This window comes from Kitasatospora sp. NPDC057015, from assembly GCF_042673745.1.
In the GTDB taxonomy this organism is placed as follows: domain Bacteria; phylum Actinomycetota; class Actinomycetes; order Streptomycetales; family Streptomycetaceae; genus Kitasatospora.
In genome coordinates, this window is sequence record NZ_JBHUSG010000014.1 from 104,716 (window position 1) to 130,508 (window position 25,793).

Here is a 25,793-nt window from a genome sequence, read left to right on the forward strand (position 1 = left end):
CCGTTCCGGGACCGCACCACTGCCAACGGCCGTGGTCAGACCCGTATTGTGGGCTCCCCACAAGGGGGTTCCGTGCTTTTATCGGCTCCACCCGGCGCGGATGTGGTTACCGAAAAGTAGAATCAGTCACCTTGCCCGTGCTGTAGATCCCGTGAAGTGAGGAGCGCCGTGACGGCCATCCAGGAGGCGCAGGAGCGCCCACGCGGTGCCCGCCTGCCGCGAAGCGCCCGCCGTGAACAACTGCTCGGCGCCGCCCAGGAGGTGTTCGTCGCCCAGGGCTACCACGCCGCGGCCATGGACGACATCGCCGACCGCGCCGGCGTCAGCAAGCCGGTGCTGTACCAGCACTTCCCCGGGAAGCTGGAGCTCTACCTCGCGCTGCTCGACAAGCACTGCGACGCGCTCGTGGAGGCGACCCGCACCGCGCTGTCCGCGACCACCGACAACAAGCAGCGCGTGGCCGCGACCATGGAGGCGTACTTCCACTACGTCGCCAGCGAGTCCGGCGCGTTCCGGCTGGTCTTCGAGTCGGACCTGACCAACGAGCCGGCCGTGCGCGAGCGGGTCGACCGGGCGGCCGACCTGAGCGCGACCCTGGTGAGCCAGGTCATCGCGGAGGACACCGACCTGCCCGAGGCCGAGGCGAAGCTGCTGGCCGCCGGCGTCTGCGGGCTGGCGCAGATCACCGCGCGCTACTGGCTCTCGCAGGGCCGGGAGATCCCGCACGACGAGGCGGTGCGCCTGGTCGCCAGCCTGGCCTGGCGCGGTCTCAAGGGCTTCCCGATGCACCCGGGCGAGCAGGGCGGCGAGGGCGCCGAGGGCGGCGCCGATCCCGCGGCCGAGTAGGCGATGTCCTGACCTTCACCTCAGTGCCTGGCTCGTGCTCTATGGTGAGGCTGTACGGCGCGGTGGCCACGAACGCCTGTTCCAGGGCGCTCCGGTCCCCGCGCGTGGATGGCTGCAACCCCGGAGGGACGGAAGCCGTGGAGGTCAAGATCGGCGTGCAGAACGCGCCCCGAGAGATCGTTCTCGAGAGCCCGCAGACTGCCGATGAGGTCGAGAGCGCGGTCGCGAAGGCGCTGGAGGGCACCTCGAAGCTCCTCACGCTGACCGACGAGCACGGCCGCCGCGTGATCGTCCCGGCCGAGCGCCTGGCGTACGTGGAGATCGGCGAGCCGACCGTCCGCAAGGTCGGTTTCGGCACCGTCTGAGACGGTTCACCGGTGCCCCGCCCCTCCTCGGAGGTGCGGGGCACCGGTGCGTTCACGGGCGGGCGGCGCCCTCGACGGCGGGTCCGGCGCCGCGGCGGCGCCGGGTGCGGGCGCGCCGGGTACCGGGGCGCCGGGTGTGCGGGTGCCGGGTGTGCGGGTGCCCGCTTGCGGGTACGGGCGGTGCAGCCGCATCCCGCGATCCCCGGAGGCAGATCTTGCTGGTCGAGTCGCTCGCCTTCGTCCTGATAGGTCTGCTCGTCACCGCGGTCGCGCTCGGCGTGCTCCCGGAGTACTTCCCGGCCCCCCGCGGGCTGACGGCCGGGACGGCGGTGGTGGCCGCGCTGGTCAGCGGAGTGATCGCGCACTACGCCACGAGCGGGGCGCTGCCGGCGGTGATACTCGCGATCTCGGCGACCGGGTCGGCCCTGCTGGTCTCGGTGCTCGCCCGGCCGGACCTGGTCGCCCAGCGGTCCGGTGCCCACCGCTCGGGCTCCCCGCGCCAGGGCACGGGCCGGCACGGCGTCCACCGCCGCCGGCCCGCCTGACCGGCCTCCCGGCCGGCCCCGGCAGGCCGAGCGGCCGGTGCCCGGGTCACGTCACGGGTCGCCTCCCCGGTCACGTCCCGGGTCGGGCGGCCTAGGACGCCAGGCCGAGCGCGGCCATCCGCCGGGTGTGCGCCTCGGTGATCCGGTTGAACATCTTGCCGACCTCGACCAGGTCGAAGCCCTGCACCTGCGCACCGCCGACCAGCAGGTTCGACAGCGCGTCGCGCTCCGCCACCACCCGCTGCGCCTGGCTCAGCGCCTCGCCCATCAGCCGCCGGCCCCAGAGCGCCAGCCGCCCGCCCACCCGCGGGTTCTCCTGGATGGCCTGGCGCACCTTGTCGACGGCGAACTGCGCGTGCCCGGTGTCGGCCATCACCCCGAGCACCAGGTCGCGGGTGTCGTCGTCGAGGCGGACGGCCACCTCGCGGTAGAAGTCGGTCGCGATCGCGTCGCCGACGTACGCCTTGACCAGGCCCTCCAGCCAGTCCGACGGCGCGGTCAGCCGGTGGAACCCGTCCAGCGGCTCCACGAACGGCGTCATGGCCTCGTCCGGGTCGGCGCCGACCGCGGCGAGCCGGTCGTGCAACAGTTGGAAGTGCTGGAACTCGGCGGAGGCCATCCGGGCCAGCGCCGCCTTGTCGGCCAGGCCGGGCGCGAACTTGGCGTCCTCGGCCAGCCGCTCGAACGCGCTCAGCTCGCCGTAGGCGAGGGCGCCGAGCAGGTCCACCACCGCGGCCCGGTACTCCGGGTCGGCCGAGCGGCCGGCCCAGTCACCGATCGAACCGGCCCCGATGCCCTGGGTCTCACCTTGCGTCTCCATGGCTCGCCACCCTAGCCGGAGGGTCCCGGTCCCGCCCGCACCCCCGCGGGGCCCGGGCGGACCGGCTCGGGCGGCCGTGTCACCCGCGTCACGTGTTCGAGTCGTCGCGTGACTGTATGGTGGTAGGGAGGCCCGTAGTGCTCGCATGGTTCCGCCGCCTCCGGCGGACCGGGCGAGCCCGCTCCGAACGGACGCCGTCCTTGCCGGACGCGTCCCGCACGGACGCCGGGCGCTCACGTACGCGGATGCCCGGTCGGAGAGCCGATCGGCTCCGACCTTGGCTTGGACCTCAAGCCTTGGCACCGCATCAGTGGCCGAGCGAGGGCCGCCGCGGACCGCGCCGAAGGCGAAGGTCCCGCGCCGGGTCCCTCACGGGAAATCCTCCCCCACGCCGCCGGGCGACGCGCCTTCACGGGCCGTCCGACCTCGGCCGGCCGCAGGGACCGGCGCGGTTGTGCGTCCGCGCAGCTGTAACTGGGCCAGTCCGGCCCGCCCGCAGCCGCGCGGCTGCCCGCCGCCCTCTCGCTCTCGGCCCCCCACATGGAAGAGGCAGCACCCTGTCCACCACCGCTGAACCCACGAAGACCACGTTCCGTGAGCTCGGAATCCTCCCGGAGACCGCCGAGGCCCTGGAGGCCGTCGGCATCATCCACCCCTTCCCGATCCAGGAGATGACCCTGCCGGTCGCTCTGACCGGCCACGACGTCATCGGCCAGGCCAAGACCGGCACCGGCAAGACCCTGGGCTTCGGCCTGCCGCTGATCGAGCGGGTGGTCGTGCGCGCCGACGTCGACGCCGGCCGCGCCACCGAGGACCAGCTCGTCGAGAGCCCGCAGGCCCTGATCGTCGTCCCGACCCGCGAGCTCTGCACCCAGGTCACCAACGACCTGCAGACCGCCGGCAAGGTCCGCAACGTCCGCGTGCTCGCCATCTACGGCGGCCGGGCGTACGAGCCGCAGGTCGAGGCGCTGAAGAAGGGCGTCGACATCATCGTCGGCACCCCCGGCCGCCTGCTGGACCTCGCCGGGCAGAAGAAGCTCGACCTGTCGAAGATCCGCGCGCTCGTCCTGGACGAGGCCGACGAGATGCTCGACCTGGGCTTCCTCCCGGACGTCGAGAAGATCCTGACCATGCTGCCGGCCAAGCGGCAGACCCTGCTGTTCTCGGCCACCATGCCGGGCCAGGTCATCAGCCTCGCCCGCCGGTACATGAGCCAGCCGACGCACATCCGGGCGGCCGCTCCGGACGACACCGGCCACACCGTCGCCAACACCACCCAGCACATCTTCCGGGCGCACTCGCTCGACAAGGTGGAGATGGTCTCGCGGATCCTGCAGTCCGAGGGCCGCGGCCTGGCGATGATCTTCTGCCGGACCAAGCGGACGGCGGCGGACGTCTCCGACCAGCTGACCCAGCGCGGCTTCGCCGCCGGCGCGGTGCACGGCGACCTCGGCCAGGGCGCGCGCGAGCAGGCGCTGCGCGCGTTCCGCGGCGGCAAGGTCGACGTCCTGGTCTGCACCGACGTCGCGGCCCGCGGCATCGACGTCGAGGGCGTCACCCACGTCATCAACTACCAGTGCCCCGAGGACGAGAAGACCTACCTGCACCGGATCGGCCGGACCGGCCGCGCCGGCGCCTCGGGTACCGCCGTCACGCTGGTGGACTGGGACGACATCCCGCGCTGGCAGCTCATCAACAAGGCGCTCGACCTGAAGTTCCCGGAGCCCGAGGAGACCTACTCCACCTCGCCGCACCTGTACGAGCTGCTGAAGATCGCCCCGGGCACCACCGGCGTGCTGCCGCGCGCCGAGCGGACCCGGGCCGGCCTCGGCGCCGAGGAGGTCGAGGACCTCGGCGAGACCGGCGGCCGCGGCTCGCGCTCGGCCGGCGGCCGCACCCGGGGCGCCCGCCCGGCCGGTGGCACCGGCAACGGCAACGGCCGTGGCCCGGCCGTCGCCGAGCCGGCCGAGGAGAAGCCCGCTCGCAAGACCCGCGAGCGCCGTCGCACCCGCGGCGGCGCCGACTCGGCGGCCGAGGCCGTGGCCGGAGCCGCCGTGGTCGAGGCCGGCGCACCCGCGGCCCCCGCCGCGACCGAGGCGGCCGAGGGCGAGGGCGCCCCGCGCCGTCGCCGTCGCCGCCCGCGCAGCGCCGCCGCCGGCGAGGCCGGGGCCACCGCTCCGGTGACCGCCGAGGCGCCGGCCGCGGCCGAGCCGAAGGCCGAGTCCAAGGCGGCCGCCAAGGCCGAGCCCAAGGCGGAGGGTGAGGCCGCCCCGCGCCGCCGCACCCGCACCCGCCGCCCCGCCGCCGGCGGCGAGGCGGCCGCCCCGGCGGTCTGATCCGGCACGCGAGGAGGCGGGCCGGTCCTTCGGGGCCGGCCCGCCTCGGCGTTCCCGCGCCCGCCGTCCGCCTCTGCCGGGGCGTGCGGGCCGCCTCTCCCGGGGCGTGCGGGCCGCGCGCTCTGGTCCGTACGGCGTACCGCCCCGCCTGCCGCGCCGGCGTGCCCCCGGTCGGCGTACGCCGGTGACTAGGCTCGGAAGGCACCGCGACCGGCCCGCCCTGGAGGAGACCGCACGATGAGCACCCCGCCGTTCCTGACCCTGCCCGGCTGCGCCCGCTCGCTGCGGCTGACCACGCCCCGCGGGGAGTTCGCCGCGCTCCGGGCCGACCCGGAGGGCCGGCCGATCGGGACGGCCCTGCTGGTGCCCGGCTTCACCGGGAGCAAGGAGGACTTCGTCGCCCTGCTGGAGCCGCTCGCCGAGGCCGGCTACCGGGTGGTGGCGGTCGACCAGCGGGGCCAGTACCAGAGCGGCGGCCCCGAGGACCCGGCGGCGTACGCGATCGGGGAGCTGGGCGCGGACGTCCGGGCGCTGGGCGCCCTGCTGGACGGCGCGGGCCCGCTGCACCTGCTCGGGCACTCCTTCGGCGGCCAGGTGGTCCGGGAGGCCCTGCTGGGCGCCACCGGCCCGCTGCCCTGGAGCTCGCTGACGCTGCTCTCCACCGGCCCGGCCGCGATCGACCCCAACGAGGCGGCCCGTACCAAGCTGCTGGTGGACGCCCTGCAGACGATGGACCTGGAGTCCATCTGGCAGATCCTGCAGCAGATGGAGGAGGGCAGCGGCGACCCGGCCCGCCGGCCGTCCCCCGAGGTGGCGCGGTTCCTGCACGAGCGGTGGCTGGCGAACGTGCCGCAGGCCCTGATCACCACCGGCGAGCACCTGATCTCCGGTCCGGACCGGGTCGACGAACTGGCCGCCGCCACCCCCGCCCTGCCCAAGCTGGTGCTCTCCGGCGTCCGGGACTACGCCTGGCCGGTCGAGGAGCAGTCCCGGATGGCGCTGCGCCTGGGGGCCGGGCGGGTCGTGGTCGACGACGCCGGGCACTCCCCCAACGCCGAGCAGCCCGCCCGGACGGCCGCCGCGCTGGCGCGGTTCTGGTCCTGAGCGGGGCCCCTGCGGCGGCCTCGGCGAGGTGCCGGTCGGGGCGCTGACGAACCCGTCCGACCTGCGGGGATCCGCCCGCGACCGGGTCGGTCGGGGCCGGCCCGGCGGCGGCCGGGAGCGGCTCGTCCGGAAGAAGCCGGGCAATCTCCCGGGACAGAATTCGTTAGTTCCGGTAATATTTGAGTCTGTCCGGGAATCTTCAACCTCCCGAGCCTGTTGAACCGATGACCGGCCGCGCCAGTGCGCAGATCCGGGCCGGCCGGCCGAAACCGGGACTTTACGGGCGAGCAACCGCCCGGACTCAGCACCGCGCGACAGTGGTCCATGAGGATGCCTGCAGTCCCGGCGACCAGGGGGGCACGTTTGCAGCAGCAGACCGCGGAACGAACGACGCACCAGACCTTGAAGGGGCTGATCCCGACTCAGCCGAAACCGCCCCGTTCGCCGGGGCAAGAAAAGGAGAGGCCCATGCGCTTCGAGATCCTCCGACTGGACGACGCCCAGGGCGCGGCCACCGACCGGCTGATCGCCGACGCCGAGACCGTCAACGAGCTGGTCCAGGCTGCCGCCCGGACCGGTGAGCGCCTGCTCATCCGCCCGTGCAAGACCGTCTGACGCCGCCCGGCGCCGCCCCGACCGGGGAGTCGGACCCCGCTGCGGAGTCCTGCGAAGCGCCCGCATCCGACGTCCCGATACCCCACTGACGCCCCGTCACCGCACAGTCGATGACGGGGCGTCAGTGTGTTCCGGCCCGGCCCCGGGACGTTTGCCGCCGCCCGGCTTTGGACATCCCCTAGCCGGGGCCGCCCGCACGGGCCGCCGAGGCGGGCGGCCGACGCACCGGCGGACGGCGCGACGCACTCCGTACGGGTGATCGTCCTTGACGCGGCGGTCCGGAGGGAGGAGCGTTGTCGGCTATGAGGGGCGAGCCAAGCTGCCCGAGGTGCGCCGGTCGGGTCCGCGCCCCCGGTCTGTTCTCAGACACCTGGCAGTGCGACCGGCACGGAGCGGTGCACCCGATGCAGCCCGTACTGCCCCCGAGCGTCGAGGCGCTGGGCGTGGCCGTGGCCCGCTCGCAGGTGCCCGTCTGGATGCCCTGGCCCCTGCCGGTCGGCTGGCTGTACACCGGCATCGCGCACGTCGGGGACGACGTCTCCGGAGCCCGGGCCACCGCCGTCGCCTGCTCCGGCCCGGCCCCGCTCGGCGGATTCGGCGAACTCGTCCTGGTGGCGGAGGAGCTGGGCGTCGGCCTGGGCGCCCGCTACGCGGGCATGCCGGGCCCCGACCCCGGCGACTCGGTCGCCCTGCACAAGCCCGCCGACGCCAAGCTGCTGGCCGCCGGACGCCCCACCCCGATGTTCCACGTGCCCGACGCCCCCGCCGACCGCGCCGTGTTCGCCGGCGAGGCCCGCGGCCTCTGGCTCTGGGCGATCGCCTGGCCGGAGCAGTCGGCCCTGGTCATGTACGACGAGCTGGTGCTCACCGACCTGCGCGAGGCCGGCGCCGAACTGGACCTGCTGCCCTGCGGCGCGCTCTCCCCCCGGCTGCTGGGCTGAGGCGCCGAGGCCCGCCGGCCGCCCACGGGCCCTGACTATCCTGAGGCGAACCCGGCGAGCGTCGACCCTCCAGGAGCCCTGACACCGTGCGCATCGATCTGCACGCCCACAGCAATGCCTCCGACGGCACCGACAGCCCGGCCGAGCTGGTCGCCGCCGCGGTCACGGCGGGTCTGGACGTGGTGGCGCTGACCGACCACGACACCGTCTCGGGCCACGCCGAGGCCGCCGAGGCGGTGCACGCGCTGCCGGCCGGGAGCCGCCTCACGCTGGTGCCCGGCGCCGAACTCTCCTGCCACACCGACGGCATCAGCCTGCACCTGCTGGCCTACCTGTTCGACCCCGCCGAGCCGGCCTTCGCGCAGGAGCGCGAGCTGGTCCGCACCGACCGCTTCCGACGCGGCCGGGCGGTCGTGGAGCGCTGCCGCGAGCTGGGCGCGCCGATCACCTGGGAGCAGGTGCAGCGGATCGCCGGCGCCGGCTCGGTGGGCCGCCCGCACATCGCCAGCGCGCTGGTGGAGGCCGGCGTGGTGGCCACCGTCTCGGACGCCTTCACCGCCGACTGGCTGGCCAACGGCGGCCGGGCGGACGTCCGCAAGCACGAGACGGACCCGGTCGAGGCGGTCCGGCTGGTCCGGGCCGCCGGCGGGGTGCCGGTCTTCGCCCACCCCGGCGCGGTCAAGCGCGGACGGACGGTCTCCGACGAGACGATCGCCGGCCTCGCGGCGGCCGGCCTGGCGGCACTGGAGGTGGACCACACGGACCACGACGAGCCGACCCGGGCCCACCTGCGCGGCCTGGCCGCCGAGCTGGGCCTGCTGACGACCGGTTCCAGCGACTACCACGGCAGTCGCAAGACCGTCCGGCTCGGCGAGCACACCACCGACCCGGCGGTGTACGAGGCCCTGCTGGCGCAGGCCACGGGGGCCCGGCCGATCGGCGGCTGACCGCCTCGGATCGGACCCGGGCGGTTGCCGCCGGGCCGGGGCGGAGCACGTCGGGCCGGCGGGTCGGTCCGCGGCAGGGGTCGGGAGCGGCCACCGCCGAGCCCGTCCGGCGCGCCGTCAGGGCCTGCGCGCGCGGCGACCCCTGCCCAACCGGACAATTCGGGCATGAGTTTCTTCGACGTCACGACGTTCGGGTCGCTGTTCGTCACCCTCTTCGTGATCATGGACCCGCCCGGCACCATCCCGATCTTCCTGGCCCTCACCTCGGGCCGGGCGCACAAGGTCCGGCGCCGGATGGCCTGGCAGGCCGCCGCCGTGGCGCTCGGCGTGATCACCGCCTTCGGCCTGTTCGGCCGGCAGATCCTGGACTACCTGCACGTCTCCGTCCCGGCCCTCCAGGTGTCGGGCGGCATCCTGCTGCTGCTGATCGCCCTCGACCTGCTGACGGGAAAGATCGAGGAGCCGACGCAGACCAAGGAGGTGAACGTCGCGCTCGTCCCGCTGGGCACGCCCCTGCTGGCCGGCCCCGGCGCGATCGTCGCGGTCATCCTCGCCGTCCAGGGCGCGCACTCCGGCGCGCAGGAGCTCGCGGTGTGGTGCGCCATCCTCGCGATGCACGTCGTGATGTGGCTGACGATGCGCTTCTCACTGCTCATCATCACCGTCATCAAGGAGGGCGGGGTGGTGTTGATCACTCGGCTGTCGGGGCTGCTGCTCTCCGCGATCGCCGTCCAGCTGACCGCCGACGGCGTCTTCGCGTTCATCGCCGAGCAGGGCTGAACGACGGCGGGCCCGCCCCTGAGGCCCGATCAGTCCAGCGGCACGGCCCGGCGCAGCGGGTCCCGCAGGTCAGTCCCGTGGCGCAGCCAGCGCTCCTCCAGGGCGGCCGCGCCGTGCACCCGCTTGTAGCCGGCCTCGTTGGGGGTCATCGGCAGCAGGGGCAGGAAGCGCACCGGATCGGCCGGCTCGTCCAGTTCCAGATCCGGCACCAGGCCGCCCGGCTCGGCGGCGAGCACCGAGGTGAACGGCGCTCCCTCCCAGAGCGGCGAGCCGAGGTCCAGCGAGCCGCCGGGGGCCACCACCAGGCCCTCGACCTGCGGCGTCGCCGCGAAGGTGGCGAGCGCCTTGAGCACGTCGTCGCGACCGCCGCGGACGGTCAGCACCAGTTCCGCACGGGGGCCGCGCACCGGATCGGCCGTCATCGCCGTCGGGTCCGCCATCGGCGTGGCGGCCATGCCGAGGGTGGCGTAGCGCACCAGCCCCTCGGCGTCCGGGCCGAACCGCAGCACCTCGATCCGGTCGGTCCCCAGGAAGGTCACCGCCGCCCGGCCGCTCGGCTCGCCGAAGGCGGTCAGCAACCGGGCCTCGACGGCCACCAGCACGGCCTCGCGGGTGTGCCGGCCGGGGCCGTGCGGGTCACTGGACGGGTCGCCGAAGAGCGGGAAGTCGTGCGCCATGCCCGTGAGCGTAACCCGCGCCGCGATATCGCCTTGCGAACACCCCAGCGCCGAGGACGGGTCAGCTGTTAATGTGAGCAACTGGCCACCGGCGACTTCTGTCACCCGGGGCAGCGGCGTGAAGGAGGTGGTTGCGGTGGATACCAGCCGACCATGCAGTACCGGCAGCTCTACCCGGCCCGGATGCCTTCCCCCTACCACTCACCTCGCCAGCTGAAACAGCTGCGTCCGCCGAGGTGACTGAGGCGGCGTCAGATCGGGCCGGGAGAGCACCCTCCCCGGAGCCTCGTCGACCCGCATCGCGCCCCAGCAAGGCCGAGGACCGACCGCAGGTACCGGACACTCCCATCGGTGTTCTCCGCCGCCGCACCACGGCGCCTCCGACGTGCCGCCGTGCGACGGCTCCTGCCCAAGGAGCCTGCCATGTCGATGATCAACAACCTGCGCGCCGCCGTCCGGCCACACCTCCGGCGCGCCGGGGACGACGCCTACGACTCGATCCACCCGGGACAGTCCCCCTCCGCCGTGGTCGACTGCGCCGTGTACCAGGACGGCAAGCGGCACGGCGAGAGCTGCAGCCCCCGCGAGGCCGCCCGCCGCGTGAAGGCCGCCAAGCAGCTCCCGGGCACCGGCTCGTTCAGCTGGATCGGCCTGCACGAGCCGACCGAGGCCGAGTTCGAGGGCATCGCGCAGCGCTTCGGCCTGCACCCGCTGGCGGTCGAGGACGCGGTGCACGCGCACCAGCGCCCCAAGGTCGAGCGCTACGACGACGTGCTGTTCGCCGTCTTCAAGACCATCCGCTACGTCGAGCACGACCAGCTCACCCCGACCAGCGAGGTGGTCGAGACCGGTGAGCTGATGGTCTTCGCCGGCCAGGACTTCGTCATCACCGTCCGGCACGGCGGGCACAGCTCGCTCCAGGAGCTGCGCCGGCGGATGGAGCAGGACGTCGACAGCGCGGACGGCACCGCGCTGCTCGCCAAGGGCCCCTCCGCCGTGCTGCACGCGATCGCCGACCACGTGGTGGACAACTACCTGGAGGTCGCCGGCCGGCTCCAGGCCGACGTCGACGAGATCGAGTTCGACGTCTTCGCCAACAAGGGCGGCAAGGGCACCGACGCCGGCCGGGTCTACCAGCTCAAGCGCGAGGTGCTGGAGTTCAAGCGCGCGGTGACGCCGCTGCTGCGGCCGATGCAGCAGCTGTCCGAGCCGCTCCAGCGGCTGGTCGACCCGGACATCCAGAAGTACTTCCGGGACGTCGCCGACCACCTGGCCCGGGTCACCGAGCAGGTGCACGGCTTCGACGAACTGCTGAACTCGCTCCTCCAGGCCAACCTGGCGCAGGTCTCGGTCGCGCAGAACGAGGACATGCGCAAGATCACCGCCTGGGCGGCCATCTTCGCCGTGCCCACCATGATCACCGGCGTGTACGGCATGAACTTCGACTACATGCCCGAGCTGCACCACAAGTACGGCTATCCCCTGGTGCTGCTCGGTGTCGCGACCATCTGCGTCGGGATGTACCGGGGTTTCCGCCGCAACGGCTGGCTCTAGGGCCGGACCGCACCACCGCCCGCCGCCCGTCCCGGCCCTGGCCGCGCTCCCCGTCCGGCGCTCCCCCGCCCGGTGCTCCGCCGCTCCCCGCTCACCCGCCCGCTCCCCGCGGTGTCCTCGACCGCGGGGCGGGACCAGCGGGGGCGGATCCGGGCGCGGCAGGTACCCCGGCCACCGTCAGCGGCGGCCGCCCCGGGCCACCAGGACGAGGCCCAGCAGGATCAGCGCCACCGCCGGGTAGGCGGCCACCGGCGGCCACTGGCCCAGCCACAGCGCCGCGATCAGGGCCGCGCCCGGCGTCTCCAGCAGGATCGCCGTGGAGGTGACGGAGGGTCCGAGCGTGCTCACCACCCGGTTGCTCAACGAGTGGCCGAGCAGCTGCGCGCTCACCATCAGCGCCACGATCTGCCACCACACCCCGCCGGACCAGCCGGACAGCGGCGTCCCCGCCGCCAGGCAGATCGCCAGCAGCACGACGGACGTGGTGGCGTAGCAGACCAGCGTGTACGCCGTCGTGCTGACGCTCTTGCGGACCTCCGCCCCCAGCAGCACGTACCCGGCCGCCGCCAGCCCCGCGCCGAGCGCCAGCGCGTCGCCGAGCACCGCGCGCGGCGAGAGGGACAGGTCGACGCCGGTGAGCACCAGGACGCCGGCGAAGGCCACGCACATGCCCGCCCACACCAGGCGCGGCGCACGGACCCCGAACATCCGCATCAGCAGGATCGTCCAGAGCGGTGTGGTGGTGACCAGCGCGGTCGCCGAGGCGACCGAGGTCATCCGCAGGCTCGGCATCCAGAGCGCGAAGTGAACGGCCAGCAGGGCCCCGGCCGCCATCGCCAGCAGCAGCGCCCGCCGGCCGATGCCGCGCAGCTCGGCCCGGTGGCGCAGCAGCGCGTAGGGGCCGAGCACGCCGACCGACATCACGTTGCGCCACAACGCGATCGCCAGGGCCGGCGCGGCGGTGGCACTGATCAGCGGCGCGGAGAGCGAGATGCCGCCGATGGACACCGCGAGCAGCAGCAGGTCGGTCTTGGGGAGGGCGTGCTGCGCGGGCCCGCCGCCGGTGGTGACGGGAACGGCGGTGTCGGCGGTGTCGGACCGGACGGCGGGCACGGCTCTCCTCTGCTGGTCTGGGCCGGTCAGGGCCGGTGCGGCGGGTCGGACGGGCCCCCGGGCGGCCTCGAACGGCGTGGTGTCGTCACGGGCGGCGGGAGCGGGTGACCGTCACTACGGTAAGGCCCCTTCCGGCCGGACAGAACTGTCGTCCTGACCGCTGAGACGAGCCGCGGGCGCCAGGCCGTACGCTGTCCGCCATGGACCGCACGCCTGCCGCCGCCGCGACCGCCGACGACTTCCTCGACCAGGCCCTCCTGGAGGAGGCCGCGAAGAAGTCCGGGCTGCTCTGGGTCCGGGCGGACGGCGGGCAGCAGAGCCGGGCGCTCTGGCACGCCTGGCACGACGGTGCGGTGGTCGTGGTCGGCGACGGCGGCGAGCAGCCGCTGCACGGGCTCACGGCCGGAACCACCGCCGAGGTGACCGTCCGCAGCAAGGACAAGTGGGGCCGGCTCACCGGCTGGTCCGCCCGCGTCAGCGAGCTCGCCCCCGGCAGCGAGGGCTGGCTCGGCGCGGTCGAGGAGCTCAAGGGCAAGCGGCTGAACGCCCCCGACACCGACACCATCGCGGACCGCTGGGCCCGCGAGTGCCGGGTGCTGCGGCTGGAGCCGGCCGGGGCCGAGGGGCACCGGCTCACCGAGCAGCCCGGCTCGATGCCGGAGGGCTCGCTGGCGGCGGTGCCGATGCCGTCGGCCGCCACCACCCGGCTGCCGATCCCGTCCGGTCTGCCCAAGCTGCTGTTCAGGCGCCGGAGCCGCTGACCGCCGGTCAGCCCGCCCCCGCCGCCCGCCGGGGTGGCACGCCGTCACCCGGCGCCGGCCGGTCGCGGGCTCCGGCCCGCCGCGCGGCCGCCGTACCGACCCCCCGCGACGGCGCTCCCACCGTGCCTGCCCGGCCACCGGCGCCCACGCCCGGCCGTGGCTCGGCGGGCTGCGCCCTGCCCGCCCGGGTAGCCTGGGCCGCGAGCGTCAGGGTGGGCGCCGCACGGGCAGCAAGGGAGTCGAGGAGCCATGGCAGGGGCAGGCAGCCGGGTCTTCATCTCCCACCTGTCGGGCGTCGCGGTCTTCGACCCCAACGGCGACCAGGTGGGCAGGGTCCGGGACGTGGTGGTCTCGCTGCGGATCGGCGGGCGCCCGCCCCGGGTGCTCGGGCTGGTCGTCGAGGTGGTCGGCCGGCGCCGGATCTTCCTGCCGATGACCCGGGTGACCAGCCTCGAATCCGGCCAGGTGCTCACCACCGGCGTGATCAACATGCGGCGCTTCGAGCAGCGCTCCTCCGAGACCCTCGTCCTCGCGGAACTGCTGGACCGCCGCGTGGTCCGCACCCGGACCGAGGAGGAGGTCACCGTCCTGGACGTCGCGATGGTGCAGACCCGGGTCCGCGAGTGGGAGATCAGCAAGGTCTTCGTCCAGGTCGGCAGGCCGAGCCGGCTGCGCAAGGCCAAGGGCGAGACGCTCACCCTGGACTGGCACGACGTCACCGGCTTCTCGCTCGCCGAGGAGGACCAGGGCGCGGCCAACCTGCTGGCCACCTTCGACCAGCTGCGCCCGGCCGACCTCGCCAACGTCATGCACCACCTGTCGGCCAAGCGCCGCGCCGAGGTGGCCGCCGCCCTCGACGACGAGCGCCTGGCGGACGTCCTGGAGGAGCTGCCCGAGGACGACCAGGTCGAGATCATCGGCAAGCTGAAGGACGAGCGCGCCGCCGACGTCCTGGAGGCGATGGACCCCGACGACGCCGCCGACCTGCTCTCCGAACTGCCCGGCGAGGAGGCCGAGCGGCTGCTCCAGCTGATGGAGCCGGACGAGGCCGCCCCCGTGCGCCGCCTGCTGACGTACGAGGAGAACACCGCCGGCGGTCTGATGACCACCGAGCCGATCGTGCTGGAGCCGGACGCCACGGTGGCCGAGGCGCTCGCACTGGTGCGGATCGCCGACAACAAGCCGGCCCTGGCCGCGCAGGTCTTCGTCTGCCGCGCGCCGAGCGAGACGCCCACCGGCAAGTACCTCGGCACCGTGCACTTCCAGCGGCTGCTGCGCGAGCCGCCCTACACCCTGGTCGGACTGCTGGTGGACGACGACCTGGACCCGCTGCCGCCCGACACCCCGCTCGCGCTGATCACCAGCTACCTGGCGACGTACAACATGGTCGCGGCGCCCGTGGTGGACGAGTCGGACCACCTGCTGGGCGCGGTGACGGTCGACGACGTGCTGGACCACCTGCTGCCGGAGGACTGGCGCGACGCCGCCCTGCACGGGATCGACACCGACGCACCCCGCGAGGACCTGGCACCCGAGGAGGCGACCGGTGGACGCTGACCGCAAGGGCCGGCGCGACGACGCGCCGCACCGACGCCTGCAGGGCGAGCTCCGGCACCTGCGCCAGCTGCGCGAGAAGCGGGCCCGCGAGGGCAGCCGGATGCAGCGCACGGAGAGCACGAGCAGCAGCACCGCCCGGGTCCGGCTCGACCAGCCGCGTGCCCGCCCGGCCCTGTTCAACCTGCCGACCTACGACCCGGAGGCGTTCGGCAAGCTCTCCGAACGCATCGCGCGCTTCCTGGGCACCGGGCGGTTCATCGTCTGGATGACGGTCGTGGTCGTGGTCTGGGTGGGCTGGAACACCCTGCTGCCCGACACCGTGCGCTTCGACAACTACCCGTTCATCTTCCTCACCCTGATGCTCTCGCTGCAGGCCTCCTACGCCGCGCCGCTGATCCTGCTGGCCCAGAACCGCCAGGACGACCGCGACCGCGTCAACATGGAGCAGGACCGCGCCCGCAGCGACCGCAACATCGCCGACACCGAGTACCTGACCCGCGAGGTGGCCGCCCTGCGCCAGGGCCTCGGCGAGGTCGCCACCAGGGACTTCATCCGCTCCGAGCTGCAGTCCCTGCTCAAGGAGATCGACGAGCGCCGGGAGCCCTCCGAGCTGCTGTGACCCGCGGCACGCTACTGGCCGGTCGGGGGGCCTGCGGCGCGCCGTACCATCAAGACATGGCCAACGAGACAGAGGTTGCGGTCGGCGTCACGGAGGAGTCCGTACGCGAGGCGCTGGCGACCGTCAACGACCCGGAGATCAACCGTCCGATCACCGAGATCGGCATGGTGAAATCGGTCGGGATCGCCGCGGACGGCGCCGTACGCGTCGCGGTCTACCTGACCGTCTCCGGCTGCCCGATGCGCGACACGATCACCAACCGGGTGACCGAGGCGGTCGCCAAGGTGCCCGGCGTCACCTCCGTCGAGGTGGAGCTCGACGTGATGAGCGACGAGCAGCGCAAGGAGCTCTCCACCCTGCTGCGCGGGGGCGCCCCGGAGCGGGAGATCCCGTTCGCCAAGCCGGGCACCCTGACCCGGGTGTACGCGGTCGCCTCCGGCAAGGGCGGCGTCGGCAAGTCCTCCGTGACGGTCAACCTGGCGGCCGCGATGGCCGCCGACGGGCTGAAGGTCGCGGTGGTGGACGCCGACATCTACGGCCACAGCGTGCCCCGGATGCTGGGCGTCGAGGGCCGGCCGACCCAGGTCCAGGACATGATCATGCCGCCGTCCTCGCACGGCGTGAAGGTCATCTCGATCGGCATGTTCACCCCGGGCAACGCCCCGGTGGTCTGGCGCGGGCCGATGCTGCACCGCGCGCTGCAGCAGTTCCTGGCCGACGTGTACTGGGGCGACCTCGACGTCCTGCTGCTGGACCTGCCGCCGGGCACCGGCGACATCGCCATCTCGGTGGCCCAGCTGGTGCCGAACGCCGAGATCCTGATCGTCACCACCCCGCAGATGGCCGCCGCCGAGGTCGCCGAGCGGGCCGGCACCATCGCGCTGCAGACCCACCAGAAGATCGTCGGCGTGATCGAGAACATGTCCGGCATGCCCTGCCCGCACTGCGACGAGATGATCGACGTGTTCGGCACCGGCGGCGGCCAGACCGTCGCCGACGCGCTGACCCGCTCGGTCGGCGCGACCGTCCCGGTGCTCGGCTCGATCCCGATCGACGTCCGCCTGCGCGAGGGCGGCGACGACGGCACCCCGGTCGTCCTCGCGGCCCCCGACTCCCCGGCCGGCGCCGCCCTGCGCGCCGTCGCCGGCAAGCTGGGCGGCCGCCAGCGCGGCCTGTCGGGGCTCTCCCTGGGGCTCACGCCCAAGAACAAGTTCTGATCACGCCGGAGGGCGGGGCCGCGCGGCCGCCCCGCCCTTCCGCGTGTCCGCGGGCCGGGCGGCCCGGCCCGGGCTACGGGCGGGTGTAGGCCGCCAGGTCGGGGACGGTCGAGAAGCCGACCCCGTACGCGCTGACGCCCCGGCCGTAGGCGCCCAGCAGGACGCCGGGGGCCTCGCCGGCCAGCACCCAGCCGTACTCGGACTCGCGGTAGCGGAAGGGCTGCGGCAGGCCGTTCACCGGGAGGCTGAGGGCCGACCAGCCGGGGCCCTCCAGGTCGTCGGCGAGGTCCCAGGCCAGCACCGTCTGCTGGTCCATCCAGTCCTGGCGCAGCGCGCGGTCCAGCTGACCGGGCCAGGTGGCCGCGAGCAGGCCGGAGCCGGCCAGCCAGGCGGCGGAGGAGGCCGAGGTGGCCTCCAGGGTGCCGGTGTTGTCCGCGGAGCGCCGCACGTCCCGGCGGGCCACGGTGACCACCACCGCGAAGCGCCGCACGTCCCGCGCCTCGTACTGCTTGGCGGGCTCCTCGCCGTGCCCGAGCGTGCCGTAGTCGACCCCGGCCCCGGCCCCCTGGCCGGTCCGCGCGCCGGAGCCGGCCTGCATCAGCCAGCGGCGGCCGGTCCAGCCCTCGTCCAGCCCGTACCAGGGGAAGTCCGCCGACTGGTACGCCAGCAGCGGGTCCACCGGGCGGGCCCGGCCGCCGGGCACGGCGCCGGTGGCCGGTCCGGCCTCCGGTCCACCGGCCGTGGCCGTTCCCACCGCATGACTCGTCGCGTCCATCCCCGGTCCTCCTCCACGCCTGCTCCCTGCCGTGGCGCGCTCCGATCGCGGCGCTCCTCGGCGTGCCCGCCCCGGCCGTGCGGCCCGGAAGCGGCCGGCGGACGTGACGGAGACAATCAGCACAATAGCGGCGCACATGCCGACGCCCCGCTCAGCCGAGTGGCCGGGCGGGGCGTTGGCGCGTCGTGGATCAGGTGGCGTCCGGGTCGAACGGGGGGCGCTCGCCGGTGACGAGCGGCGCGCCGGCGCCGGCGACCGCCTCGGCGGTCGCGGTCTTCTCCATGCTCACCGAGCCCGATCGGCCGCTCACCGAAGGCGACGGCTTGTCGTCCAGGACCGACTTGATGTCGAGGCTGTCGCGGATCTCCTTCAGCCCCAGCGGATCCTCGTTGCCGCCCATGAGCTGCTTGCGGACGAAGGTCTTGGGGTGGAGGTCCTCGAACTCGAAGTCCTGGAACTCCGGGCCGAGCTCGCTGCGGATGTCCTCCTTCGCGCTGTCGGCGAAGGAACGGATCTTCCGGATGAAGCCCATGGTGTCCTGGATCAGCTTGGGCAGCTTGTCGGGCCCGAAGATCACGATGGCCATGATCACCAACGTGAGGAGTTCAAGTGTGCCTATGTCTGTGAACACGCAAGCTCCCACACTCTCCGGTCAGCGGTGCCTACAGCGTAATGGCCACGAGCCGGTCCGGGGGCCCCGGCGTGATGAAGCCGTGGTGAAGACCCACCGATCGCCGCAGGTCGGATCGAAGGCCGACCGGTCGCCGCGGGTCGGGTCAGCGCGCCTGGCCCGCCCCGCCGCCGTTGGGACCGCCGCCGTTCGGACCGCCGCCCTGGAGGCCGCCGCCGTACGGGCTGCCGCCGGTCGGGAGGCGGCCGGCGTCACCGGGCGCCGCCGCGGTGCGGGTCGCCGCCACCGGCAGCGCGGGGAAGTCCACCGGGACCTGCCCGCTCATCGGCACGGGGGCGCCGCCGGCCGGGCCGCGGACCGGGGTGACCGCGGTGCCGTGCCGCTCGTCGCCGGTCGCCGGGGCCAGGCCGCCGACCGACCCGAGGGTGACCGCGGCCACCGAGAAGGCGCCCGCGGCGGCGGCCGCGAAGACGAACCGGCGGGCACGCGGCTGCACCGGGCGTGCGGAGGCCGCGTCGGACTGGGTGGGCACCCCGGCCCCGGTGGCCGCCAGCGCGCCGTCCGGGCCCGTCTGGGGGCCGCGCCGGCCCATCAGGGGGCGGAGCACCGAGCCCCGGCCGAAGGCCCGCGGGTCCACGCCGGGCAGCGGGGCGTCCGCGCCGAGCGCGCCTGCGCCGAACGAGGCACCCGCGCCGCGCCCGAAGGAGCCGCCGGTGAGCCGGCTGCCGCCGAGCGTGCCGGTGACGGCCGCCAGGCCGCCGGGGCCGCCCGGGCCGTCGCCGGTGTGGTCCTGGTCGTCGTGGCGGCCCTGCCCGGCGTCGTCCGGCTGTTCGTCGAGGGCGCCGACCGCGAGCAGCCGGGCCATCAGGGTGGAGGAGGGCGCGGGCGTACCGGTGTGGGTCAGCAGGTGTTTGACCGCGCGGCCGGCGTCGGCCTCGGCCAGGCACTGCGGGCAGGTCGCCAGGTGGGCCTGGACGCGGTCGCGGGAGTCGTGGCCGAGCTCACCGTCCACGAAGGCGGAGAGCCGCTCGCCGAGATGGTGCTCCTCCGCGGCGGGCTCGGAGCCGCCGCGGACCGCGACCGGGACGAGCCCGCTCTCGGCGGCGCCGGACACCTGGGGCGCCGGCGCCGGCTCGGGGTCGGCCGTGGAGCGCCGCCCCAGCTGGGCCCACCCCCCGCCGCGGCGGGGCTGCGCCCTGCCGGAGGACTCCTGCGGACCGGACCGGCCGACACCGCTCACGACCGCCCCCGTCCACGCCGGTCGGTAGCGCCGCCCGCGTCACCGCCGCCCGCGCCGACCGCCACCGGCTCCTCGGAACCGCCACGGCGCTCACGGCCGGGGGCCGCGCCGGGCGCGCGGTGCTTGAGCGCGGCGCGCAGGTGCGAGCGGCCGCGGTGGATCCGGCTGCGCACGGTGCCGAGCTTCACCCCGAGCGTCGCCGCGATCTCCTCGTAGGAGAGCCCCTCGATGTCGCACAGCACGACGGCGGCGCGGAACTCGGGGGCGAGGGTGTCGAGCGCCTGCTGGACGTCGGCGTCGAAGTGGGTGTCGCTGAAGTGCTGGGCCGGGCTCGGCTCACGGCTGGGCAGGCGCTCGGCGGCGTCGTCGCCCAGGGCGTCGAAGCGGATCCGCTGGCGTCGGCGCACCATGTCCAGGAAGAGGTTGGTGGTGATCCGGTGGAGCCAGCCCTCGAAGGTGCCCGGCGTGTAGGTGGAGAGCGAGCGGAACACCCGGACGAAGACCTCCTGGGTGAGGTCCTCGGCGTCGTGCTGGTTTCCCGTCAGACGGTAGGCGAGGCGGTAGACGCGGGCGCTGTGCGCCTCGACGATCTCCTCCCAGGAGGGCGGAGTCCAGGCCTGCGCGTCGGGGCCCTCGGCGAAGGTCGCCAGAGCAACGGGGGCCTCGGCGATGCCGTCGGCCGGCTTGTCCAGGGGAGAGTACGCAGCAGGCTGGTTCATCACGGGCTTCGGCGTACGGGCCGACGTGGTGCCGCGGTGGTGCCGCCGCACAGGGACGTCGCCCTCGGCCACACCTCCTCGGTCGGCTCTTCTGCCCAGCAGGGCCACCACCATATCCACCTCACCCGTCAGATCCGGATAAAAGTGCTCAACCCCTGGTCGAGCACCCCTGCCGTGCGCTATCGGCCGTCTGGTACGTACTCCCATCGCCCGTTCCCGACTTCACCAACGGCCCGCCGCCGGACGCGGTTCCCGGGCGGCCAGTAATCTGTGCCAGGAAATATCGACATCCGGTCGGCACAGGGCCGACACCCGGCGCTCCGAAAGAGGCAGCCATCACCGAGTTCGGGTCAGCGCACGCGGCCCTCGCGGACACCTACGTGGGTGAGGACGCCGTCCTGACCTACGCCAGGGCCCAGTCGGCGCGGACGGGCATCCGCGCGATAGGGCCGAGCGGCGGTGCGTGCCTGCGGCTGCTGGCCGCGGCGCTCGACGCCAAGGCGGTGGCCGAGATCGGCACCGGGACGGGCGTGTCCGGGGTGTACCTGCTGCGCGGGATGCGACCGGACGGGGTGCTGACCACCGTCGACTCCGAGCCGGTGCGCCAGCAGTTCGCGCGGGAGGCCTACCTGGCGGCCGGCTTCGCCGCCAACCGGGCCCGCTTCATCCCCGGGCGCGCCCTGGACGTGCTGCCACGGCTCGCCGACGGCCAGTACGACCTGGTCTTCTGCGACGGCGACCCCGCCGAATCGCAGTCCTACCTTGCAGAATCGTTGCGCCTGCTGCGCCCCGGCGGCATGGTCTGCTTCGAGGGCGTCTTCCAGGAGGGCCGGCTCGCCGAGCCCTCCCACCGGGACCAGCAGACCCACGCCGTGCGCGAGCTGGTCCGCGACGTCCGCGAGAGCGAGGACCTGCTGCCCGCCCTGCTGCCGGTCAGCGACGGGCTCCTCTGCGCGGTGAAGCGCTGACCTGAGCGCCGCACGCCCGCGCGCACGCCCCCGGCCCGCGGACGCCACGGAGCCCGGACCGACGGTGTGTCGGTCCGGGCTCCGTACACATCTCAAGGAGATGAGGGGAACACCCGCTGCGGTCAGCCGCAAGCCTTCTTCAGGGCCTCGCCCAGGGCGTCGGCCTCGTCCGGCGTGAGTTCCACCACCAGGCGTCCGCCGCCTTCCAGCGGAACGCGCATGATGATGCCCCGCCCCTCTTTGGTGACCTCGAGCGGGCCGTCACCCGTCCGCGGCTTCATGGCCGCCATGCTCGTTCCCCTTCCTGCAACCGCTCAGCTACGTACCGGCTGTCCGTCCACCGCCGGTATCGAACGCATTGATCGGAAGCCATTATCCCGCATGCGGCGGCCTGATGACCAACATCACTCCGAGCACAACCGCGGCCGGACCCGCCGATAGCGGGCGATTTCGTGCCAGAAGCCCCATCACGACAGTGATACCAAGACCTTCGGAAGGTGCGATACCTCACACTCCCCAGGCGGCCGTCCGCTCCGGCATCCTGACACGGACGACCCGTGTCACCACCCACCCGACCACAACCCGGGAGCCCTCACCCTCATGTCCGACTCCGTGCTGTACGAGCTCGACGGCGGCCTCGCCGTCGTCACCATCAACCGACCGGACGCGATGAACGCGCTGGACACCCCCACCAAGGTGGCCCTGCGCGACACCGTCGCCGCCGTCGCCGAGGACCCGGCCGTGCGGGCCGTGCTGCTCACCGGCGCCGGCGACAAGGCCTTCTGCGTCGGCCAGGACCTCAAGGAGCACCTGGGCCTGCTCAAGCGGGCCGAGCAGACCGGCGAGGGCGCCCTGCGCACGGTGGCCGAGCACTACAACCCGCTGGTCCGGGCGCTCGCCGGGATGCGCAAGCCGACCGTCGCGGCGGTCGGCGGAGTCGCGGCGGGCGCGGGCGCGTCGCTGGCCTTCGCCTGCGACTTCAGGATCGTGGCCGACACGGCCGGATTCAACACCTCGTTCGCGGGCGTGGCGCTGACCAGCGACTCGGGCGCGTCGTGGACGCTGCCCCGGCTGGTCGGACACGCCCGGGCGACCGAACTGCTGATGCTGCCCCGGACGGTCAGGGCCGCCGAGGCCCTGGAGCTGGGGCTCGCCACCAAGGTGGTGCCGGCCGCCGAACTCCGGGCCACCGCGCTGGCGTTCGCCCAGCAGCTGGCAGCGGGGCCGACCGTCGCCTACGGCGCCATCAAGGAGTCGCTGGCGTACGGCGCCTCGCACTCGCTGAGCGAACTCCTCGACAAGGAGGACGAGCTGCAGACCCTGGCCGGCGCCAGCGCCGACCACCGGATCGCCGTCGACGCGTTCATCGCCAAGGAGACCCCGGTCTACCTGGGCCGCTGAGCCCGCGGGCGCCCGGCGGCCTCCGGGCGGGCGGCCGGGCGCGCCCGCGCGCGGTGACGCCGAACGGCGTGCCCGCGGACGGACGCTGCGGGCGGCCGCGAACGGGGGCCGCGCCGCGGTCCGCCGCTACCGCGCCCCGGTGCGGACGTGACAGTCCGCCAGGTGGTCGTCCACCAGGCCGCAGGCCTGCATCAGCGCGTACGCCGTGGTCGGGCCGACGAAGCGGAAACCCTGCTTCTTCAGCTCCTTCGCCAGCGCCGTCGACTCCGGGGTCACGGCCGGCACCTCGGCCGTCATACGGGGGGCCGGCCGGTCCGGATCGCCGGCGAAGCGCCAGATCAGCGCGTCCAGCCCGCCGTCCAGGTCGCGGGCCACCCGGGCGTTGGCGATCGAGGCCTCGATCTTGGCCCGGTTGCGGATGATCCCGGTGTCCTGGAGGAGCAGCTCGACGTCGGCCGGCCCGAACTCGGCCACCTTCGCGATCTCGAAGCCCGCGAAGGCCGCCCGGAACCCCTCCCGCCGGCGCAGGATGGTGATCCACGAGAGCCCCGACTGGAACGCCTCCAGGCAGACCCGCTCGAAGAGCGCGTCGTCGCCGTGGACCGGACGCCCCCACTCGGTGTCGTGGTACTCCCGGTAGTCGTCCGCCGACTCGCCCCAGGGGCAGCGCAGCAGCCCGTCCGGGCCCGCCAGCGTGCCGCTCAACGATCCGCCAGCGGCTCGTCCGACGCCGCGCCGCCCGCGGAGGCCTTCTCCGGGGCCTTCTCCAGGGAGGTGGCCGGGGCCACCACCTTGGCGAACTCCTCCAGGCCCGGCAGCGGCTCGGCGCCGGGCTCGGCGTCCGGGCCGGCCTCGACCGCGCCCCGCACGGCGGCCGCCGCCTCCAGCTCCGCGATCCGCGAATCCCGATAGGCGAGCTCGGCGCCGAGGCGGTCGAGCACGTCGTCCACCTCGTCCATCCGGTAGCCGCGCACGGCCATCGGAAGCCGGATCTCGTCCACGTCATGACGGCTCAGCGGCCGGTCCTGCGGGAGCCGCGCGGAAAGCCTGTCCTGCACGGCCTCGGGCAGCGAACCGCCTCCGCCCAGCGCCACCAGCGCGGCGCCGCCGACGACCACGGCCATCGCCACCACGATCACCCAGAACACGAGCGGTCCTCCAGACGTCCGATCGGCCCCGCCAAGCGTGCCGACCCCTACAAAGTGCGAGCATGGTCCCCGAGTAGGCCGGGGGCCATCATCGCACCCGCAGCAGCTGTGGAGGAGACATCGGTGGCACTGCGCCTGGGACCGCGTGAATTCGGCGACGACGAGCTGGTGATCATGGCCATCGTCAACCGCACCCCGGACTCCTTCTTCGACCGGGGCGCCACCTTCGCGGACGAGGCCGCCTTCGCCGCCGCCGACCGCGCGGTCGCCGAGGGCGCGGCCATCCTGGACATCGGCGGGGTCAAGGCCGGCCCCGGCGAGGAGGTCACCGTCGAGGAGGAACTGCGCCGCACCGTGCCCTTCGTGGCCGAGCTCCGCAAGCGCCACCCCGACGCCGTGATCAGCGTCGACACCTGGCGCCACGAGGTCGGCGAAGCCGTCTGCGAGGTCGGCGCGGACCTGCTGAACGACGCCTGGGGCGGAGTCGACCCCGCACTCGCCGAAGTCGCCGCCCGCTTCGACGTCGGGCTGGTCTGCACCCACGCGGGCGGCGCCGAACCCCGCACCCGGCCGCACCGCGTCGGGTACGAGGACGTGATGGCCGACATCCTCAAGGTCACCGTCGGGCTCGCCGAACGGGCGGCCGCCCTCGGCGTACGCCGGGACGCGCTGATCATCGACCCCGGCCACGACTTCGGCAAGAACACCCGGCACTCCCTGGAGGCCACCCGGCGCCTGCCCGAGATGACCGCCACCGGCTTCCCCGTGCTGGTCTCGCTCTCCAACAAGGACTTCGTCGGCGAGACCCTCGACCGGCCCGTGGACGAGCGCCTGCTGGGCACCCTCGCCACCACCGCCGTCTCCGCCTGGCTCGGCGCCCGGATCTACCGCGCCCACCAGGTCGCGGAGACCCGGCAGGTGCTGGACATGGTCGCCTCGATCCGGGGGAGCCGGCCCCCGGCGGTCGCCCGGCGGGGGCTCGCCTAGTTCAGGCTCCCTCGCCTCCCGCAGGTCACAGCACTGAGGGGTTGCCCGTACACGGGGTGGTGCTCCCGCAGGTCACGGCAATGAGGGGTTGCCCGTACACGGGCCGGTGCTCCCGCAGGTCGGGGAACGGCGGGGTGGCCCGTACACGCGGCCGGCCTGCGGGAGGGGTGGCCCGTGTACGGGGCCGCCCTCCCGTAGGCCGTGACCGCGCGGAGCGAAGTGCTGCCGGGTGCCGGCGCGTCCCCTCGGGTCAGATGTCGAGGTCGGGGCGGCGGGTCTCGGCGAGGATCTTCATGACCTCGTCGATGTCGTCAGTGATGTGGAACAGCTCCAGGTCCTTCGGGGAGGCCTTGCCCTCCGCGACCAGGGTGTTCTTGAGCCACTCGAAGAGTCCGCCCCAGTAGGCGCTGCCGAACAGGACCACCGGGAACCGGGTGACCTTCTTCGTCTGCACCAGGGTCAGCGCCTCGAAGAGCTCGTCCAGGGTGCCGAGGCCGCCCGGCAGCACCACGAATCCCTGGGCGTACTTCACGAACATCGTCTTGCGGACGAAGAAGTAGCGGAAGTTCAGCCCGAGGTCGACGAACTCGTTGAGCCCCTGCTCGAAGGGCAGCTCGATGCCGAGGCCCACGCTCAGGCCGCCGGCCTCGGACGCGCCCCGGTTGGCGGCCTCCATCGCACCCGGGCCGCCGCCGGTGATGACGGCGTAGCCGGCCTCGGCCAGGGCCCGGCCGATGGCCACGCCGGCCGCGTACTCGGGCGAGTCGACGGGTGTCCGGGCCGAGCCGAACACGCTGATCGCGGCGGGGAGTTCGGCCAGTGCGCCGAAGCCCTCGACGAACTCGGAGGTGATCCGCCAGACCCGCCAGGGGTCGGTGTGCAGCCAGTCGGTGGGGCCGGTGGTGTCCAGCAGCCGCTGGTCGGTCGTGCTGGTGCCGACCTGGTCCCGGCGCACCAGCACCGGGCCCTTCTGCTTCTCCGGCCAGGCCTTCTTCCGCCCGGGCGCGCCCACCTGCTCCGGGCCGTGCCCGTAGTGCTTCTCGTCTCCTGTGCCTGTCATGACGAAACCCTACGCCCGTCACCCCCGGTTTCGGGGGAACGGCGGAGGGTCGGTACGGAGACCGGCA

General features: G+C 74.1%; 28 protein-coding genes. 17 read left to right on the plus strand and 11 right to left on the minus strand.

Features of this window, described 5'->3' with window-relative positions; genetic code table 11:
- The first annotated feature begins 168 nt into the window (after positions 1–168).
- From ACFTWP_RS16460 to ACFTWP_RS16470, 3 genes are all read left to right on the plus strand, one after another.
- Positions 169–846, plus strand: a complete 678-nt coding sequence (locus tag ACFTWP_RS16460; protein WP_380265227.1) for a TetR/AcrR family transcriptional regulator — start codon at positions 169–171, stop codon at positions 844–846.
- A gap of 137 nt (positions 847–983) precedes the next feature.
- A complete protein-coding gene (locus tag ACFTWP_RS16465) occupies positions 984–1,211 on the plus strand; it encodes a DUF3107 domain-containing protein (RefSeq protein WP_191289406.1) in 228 nt (75 codons plus the stop codon).
- Positions 1,212–1,426: 215 nt separating this feature from the next.
- Positions 1,427–1,756: a hypothetical protein gene (locus tag ACFTWP_RS16470; protein ID WP_380265229.1), complete on the plus strand. Its 330-nt coding sequence runs from the start codon at positions 1,427–1,429 to the stop codon at positions 1,754–1,756.
- A 91-nt stretch (positions 1,757–1,847) separates the two neighbouring features.
- On the opposite strand, the gene ACFTWP_RS16475 is transcribed toward ACFTWP_RS16470, so the two are convergent.
- Complete coding sequence (locus tag ACFTWP_RS16475) at positions 1,848–2,576, minus strand: ferritin-like fold-containing protein (protein ID WP_380265230.1); 729 nt, start codon at positions 2,574–2,576, stop codon at positions 1,848–1,850.
- 671 nt (positions 2,577–3,247) lie between these two features.
- Between ACFTWP_RS16475 and ACFTWP_RS16480 the strand changes: the two genes are divergently transcribed.
- From ACFTWP_RS16480 to ACFTWP_RS16505, 6 genes are all read left to right on the plus strand, one after another.
- A complete protein-coding gene (locus tag ACFTWP_RS16480; RefSeq protein WP_380265231.1) occupies positions 3,248–4,912 on the plus strand; it encodes a DEAD/DEAH box helicase in 1,665 nt (554 codons plus the stop codon).
- A 237-nt stretch (positions 4,913–5,149) separates the two neighbouring features.
- The gene (locus ACFTWP_RS16485; protein WP_380265232.1) at positions 5,150–6,016 is read left to right on the plus strand and encodes an alpha/beta fold hydrolase; all 867 of its coding nucleotides are present in this window, start codon (positions 5,150–5,152) and stop codon (positions 6,014–6,016) included.
- Positions 6,017–6,484: 468 nt separating this feature from the next.
- Positions 6,485–6,631 (plus strand): hypothetical protein, encoded by a 147-nt coding sequence (locus ACFTWP_RS16490; protein WP_371479671.1) that lies wholly within the window; start codon positions 6,485–6,487, stop codon positions 6,629–6,631.
- A gap of 302 nt (positions 6,632–6,933) precedes the next feature.
- The gene (locus tag ACFTWP_RS16495) at positions 6,934–7,572 is read left to right on the plus strand and encodes a DUF6758 family protein (protein ID WP_380265233.1); all 639 of its coding nucleotides are present in this window, start codon (positions 6,934–6,936) and stop codon (positions 7,570–7,572) included.
- A gap of 86 nt (positions 7,573–7,658) precedes the next feature.
- On the plus strand, positions 7,659–8,519 hold the full coding sequence (locus ACFTWP_RS16500; RefSeq protein WP_380265235.1) for a PHP domain-containing protein: 861 nt from the start codon (positions 7,659–7,661) through the stop codon (positions 8,517–8,519).
- A gap of 165 nt (positions 8,520–8,684) precedes the next feature.
- Positions 8,685–9,299, plus strand: coding sequence for a MarC family protein (locus tag ACFTWP_RS16505; protein ID WP_380265236.1), 615 nt, complete (start codon positions 8,685–8,687; stop codon positions 9,297–9,299).
- Positions 9,300–9,328: 29 nt separating this feature from the next.
- On the opposite strand, the gene ACFTWP_RS16510 is transcribed toward ACFTWP_RS16505, so the two are convergent.
- Positions 9,329–9,976 carry a suppressor of fused domain protein gene (locus tag ACFTWP_RS16510; RefSeq protein ID WP_380265238.1) on the minus strand — a complete coding sequence of 216 codons (648 nt, stop codon included), beginning with the start codon at positions 9,974–9,976 and terminating at the stop codon, positions 9,329–9,331.
- A gap of 423 nt (positions 9,977–10,399) precedes the next feature.
- On the opposite strand from ACFTWP_RS16510, the gene ACFTWP_RS16515 reads away from it, so the two are divergent.
- Positions 10,400–11,530, plus strand: a complete 1,131-nt coding sequence (locus tag ACFTWP_RS16515; RefSeq protein WP_380265239.1) for a magnesium and cobalt transport protein CorA — start codon at positions 10,400–10,402, stop codon at positions 11,528–11,530.
- A 177-nt stretch (positions 11,531–11,707) separates the two neighbouring features.
- Here ACFTWP_RS16515 and ACFTWP_RS16520 read toward each other — a convergent pair whose 3' ends face one another.
- Entirely contained in the window at positions 11,708–12,643 is a 936-nt protein-coding gene (locus tag ACFTWP_RS16520) for a DMT family transporter (protein WP_380265240.1), read from the minus strand.
- Positions 12,644–12,843: 200 nt separating this feature from the next.
- Here ACFTWP_RS16520 and ACFTWP_RS16525 point away from each other — a divergent pair, with 200 nt between their 5' ends.
- The 4 genes from ACFTWP_RS16525 to ACFTWP_RS16540 all read left to right on the plus strand — a co-directional run bounded on the left by ACFTWP_RS16525 (position 12,844) and on the right by ACFTWP_RS16540 (position 16,797).
- On the plus strand, positions 12,844–13,404 hold the full coding sequence (locus tag ACFTWP_RS16525; protein ID WP_380265241.1) for a hypothetical protein: 561 nt from the start codon (positions 12,844–12,846) through the stop codon (positions 13,402–13,404).
- Between the two features lie 249 nt (positions 13,405–13,653).
- The gene (locus ACFTWP_RS16530) at positions 13,654–14,961 is read left to right on the plus strand and encodes a magnesium transporter MgtE N-terminal domain-containing protein (protein ID WP_380265242.1); all 1,308 of its coding nucleotides are present in this window, start codon (positions 13,654–13,656) and stop codon (positions 14,959–14,961) included.
- Positions 14,962–15,061: 100 nt separating this feature from the next.
- A complete protein-coding gene (locus tag ACFTWP_RS16535) occupies positions 15,062–15,580 on the plus strand; it encodes a DUF1003 domain-containing protein (RefSeq protein ID WP_380265297.1) in 519 nt (172 codons plus the stop codon).
- Between the two features lie 56 nt (positions 15,581–15,636).
- Complete coding sequence (locus ACFTWP_RS16540; protein WP_380265243.1) at positions 15,637–16,797, plus strand: Mrp/NBP35 family ATP-binding protein; 1,161 nt, start codon at positions 15,637–15,639, stop codon at positions 16,795–16,797.
- Between the two features lie 73 nt (positions 16,798–16,870).
- On the opposite strand, the gene ACFTWP_RS16545 is transcribed toward ACFTWP_RS16540, so the two are convergent.
- The 4 genes from ACFTWP_RS16545 to sigE form a co-directional block, all read right to left on the minus strand.
- Positions 16,871–17,572, minus strand: a complete 702-nt coding sequence (locus ACFTWP_RS16545) for a hypothetical protein (protein ID WP_380265244.1) — start codon at positions 17,570–17,572, stop codon at positions 16,871–16,873.
- A 190-nt stretch (positions 17,573–17,762) separates the two neighbouring features.
- Positions 17,763–18,203, minus strand: a complete 441-nt coding sequence (locus ACFTWP_RS16550) for a sec-independent translocase (protein ID WP_380265245.1) — start codon at positions 18,201–18,203, stop codon at positions 17,763–17,765.
- A 145-nt stretch (positions 18,204–18,348) separates the two neighbouring features.
- Positions 18,349–19,443 (minus strand): zf-HC2 domain-containing protein, encoded by a 1,095-nt coding sequence (locus ACFTWP_RS16555; protein WP_380265246.1) that lies wholly within the window; start codon positions 19,441–19,443, stop codon positions 18,349–18,351.
- The gene (gene sigE / locus ACFTWP_RS16560) at positions 19,440–20,162 is read right to left on the minus strand and encodes an RNA polymerase sigma factor SigE (protein WP_380265247.1); all 723 of its coding nucleotides are present in this window, start codon (positions 20,160–20,162) and stop codon (positions 19,440–19,442) included. Before sigE ends, ACFTWP_RS16555 begins: the two co-directional genes overlap by 4 nt.
- 380 nt (positions 20,163–20,542) lie before the next feature.
- Between sigE and ACFTWP_RS16565 the strand changes: the two genes are divergently transcribed.
- Positions 20,543–21,130, plus strand: coding sequence for an O-methyltransferase (locus tag ACFTWP_RS16565; RefSeq protein WP_380265248.1), 588 nt, complete (start codon positions 20,543–20,545; stop codon positions 21,128–21,130).
- Positions 21,131–21,252: 122 nt separating this feature from the next.
- On the opposite strand, the gene ACFTWP_RS16570 is transcribed toward ACFTWP_RS16565, so the two are convergent.
- On the minus strand, positions 21,253–21,420 hold the full coding sequence (locus ACFTWP_RS16570) for a DUF3117 domain-containing protein (protein ID WP_014137929.1): 168 nt from the start codon (positions 21,418–21,420) through the stop codon (positions 21,253–21,255).
- Between the two features lie 310 nt (positions 21,421–21,730).
- On the opposite strand from ACFTWP_RS16570, the gene ACFTWP_RS16575 reads away from it, so the two are divergent.
- Positions 21,731–22,531 carry an enoyl-CoA hydratase-related protein gene (locus ACFTWP_RS16575; RefSeq protein WP_380265249.1) on the plus strand — a complete coding sequence of 267 codons (801 nt, stop codon included), beginning with the start codon at positions 21,731–21,733 and terminating at the stop codon, positions 22,529–22,531.
- Positions 22,532–22,657: 126 nt separating this feature from the next.
- Here the strand turns inward: ACFTWP_RS16575 and ACFTWP_RS16580 are convergent, their stop codons facing one another.
- Positions 22,658–23,236, minus strand: coding sequence for a DNA-3-methyladenine glycosylase I (locus tag ACFTWP_RS16580; RefSeq protein ID WP_380265250.1), 579 nt, complete (start codon positions 23,234–23,236; stop codon positions 22,658–22,660).
- Complete coding sequence (locus ACFTWP_RS16585; RefSeq protein WP_380265251.1) at positions 23,233–23,679, minus strand: DivIVA domain-containing protein; 447 nt, start codon at positions 23,677–23,679, stop codon at positions 23,233–23,235. Before ACFTWP_RS16585 ends, ACFTWP_RS16580 begins: the two co-directional genes overlap by 4 nt.
- A 174-nt stretch (positions 23,680–23,853) precedes the next feature.
- Between ACFTWP_RS16585 and folP the strand changes: the two genes are divergently transcribed.
- Positions 23,854–24,666: a dihydropteroate synthase gene (gene folP, locus ACFTWP_RS16590; protein WP_380265298.1), complete on the plus strand. Its 813-nt coding sequence runs from the start codon at positions 23,854–23,856 to the stop codon at positions 24,664–24,666.
- 250 nt (positions 24,667–24,916) lie between these two features.
- On the opposite strand, the gene ACFTWP_RS16595 is transcribed toward folP, so the two are convergent.
- The gene (locus tag ACFTWP_RS16595; protein ID WP_380265252.1) at positions 24,917–25,726 is read right to left on the minus strand and encodes a TIGR00730 family Rossman fold protein; all 810 of its coding nucleotides are present in this window, start codon (positions 25,724–25,726) and stop codon (positions 24,917–24,919) included.
- Positions 25,727–25,793 lie beyond the last annotated feature (67 nt).

Coding starts and splice junctions, on each gene's coding strand:
- ACFTWP_RS16540 (WP_380265243.1), top strand. CDS start 15,637: ATGGCCAACGAGACAGAGGTTGCGGTCGGCGTCACGGAGGAGTCCGTA.
- sigE (WP_380265247.1), bottom strand. CDS start 20,162: ATGAACCAGCCTGCTGCGTACTCTCCCCTGGACAAGCCGGCCGACGGC.
- ACFTWP_RS16505 (WP_380265236.1), top strand. CDS start 8,685: ATGAGTTTCTTCGACGTCACGACGTTCGGGTCGCTGTTCGTCACCCTC.
- folP (WP_380265298.1), top strand. CDS start 23,854: ATGGCCATCGTCAACCGCACCCCGGACTCCTTCTTCGACCGGGGCGCC.
- ACFTWP_RS16530 (WP_380265242.1), top strand. CDS start 13,654: ATGGCAGGGGCAGGCAGCCGGGTCTTCATCTCCCACCTGTCGGGCGTC.
- ACFTWP_RS16535 (WP_380265297.1), top strand. CDS start 15,062: ATGCAGCGCACGGAGAGCACGAGCAGCAGCACCGCCCGGGTCCGGCTC.
- ACFTWP_RS16510 (WP_380265238.1), bottom strand. CDS start 9,976: ATGGCGCACGACTTCCCGCTCTTCGGCGACCCGTCCAGTGACCCGCAC.
- ACFTWP_RS16475 (WP_380265230.1), bottom strand. CDS start 2,576: ATGGAGACGCAAGGTGAGACCCAGGGCATCGGGGCCGGTTCGATCGGT.
- ACFTWP_RS16480 (WP_380265231.1), top strand. CDS start 3,248: ATGACCCTGCCGGTCGCTCTGACCGGCCACGACGTCATCGGCCAGGCC.
- ACFTWP_RS16495 (WP_380265233.1), top strand. CDS start 6,934: ATGAGGGGCGAGCCAAGCTGCCCGAGGTGCGCCGGTCGGGTCCGCGCC.
- ACFTWP_RS16515 (WP_380265239.1), top strand. CDS start 10,400: ATGTCGATGATCAACAACCTGCGCGCCGCCGTCCGGCCACACCTCCGG.
- ACFTWP_RS16545 (WP_380265244.1), bottom strand. CDS start 17,572: ATGGACGCGACGAGTCATGCGGTGGGAACGGCCACGGCCGGTGGACCG.
- ACFTWP_RS16575 (WP_380265249.1), top strand. CDS start 21,731: ATGTCCGACTCCGTGCTGTACGAGCTCGACGGCGGCCTCGCCGTCGTC.
- ACFTWP_RS16570 (WP_014137929.1), bottom strand. CDS start 21,420: ATGGCGGCCATGAAGCCGCGGACGGGTGACGGCCCGCTCGAGGTCACC.
- ACFTWP_RS16490 (WP_371479671.1), top strand. CDS start 6,485: ATGCGCTTCGAGATCCTCCGACTGGACGACGCCCAGGGCGCGGCCACC.
- ACFTWP_RS16485 (WP_380265232.1), top strand. CDS start 5,150: ATGAGCACCCCGCCGTTCCTGACCCTGCCCGGCTGCGCCCGCTCGCTG.
- ACFTWP_RS16595 (WP_380265252.1), bottom strand. CDS start 25,726: ATGACAGGCACAGGAGACGAGAAGCACTACGGGCACGGCCCGGAGCAG.
- ACFTWP_RS16525 (WP_380265241.1), top strand. CDS start 12,844: ATGGACCGCACGCCTGCCGCCGCCGCGACCGCCGACGACTTCCTCGAC.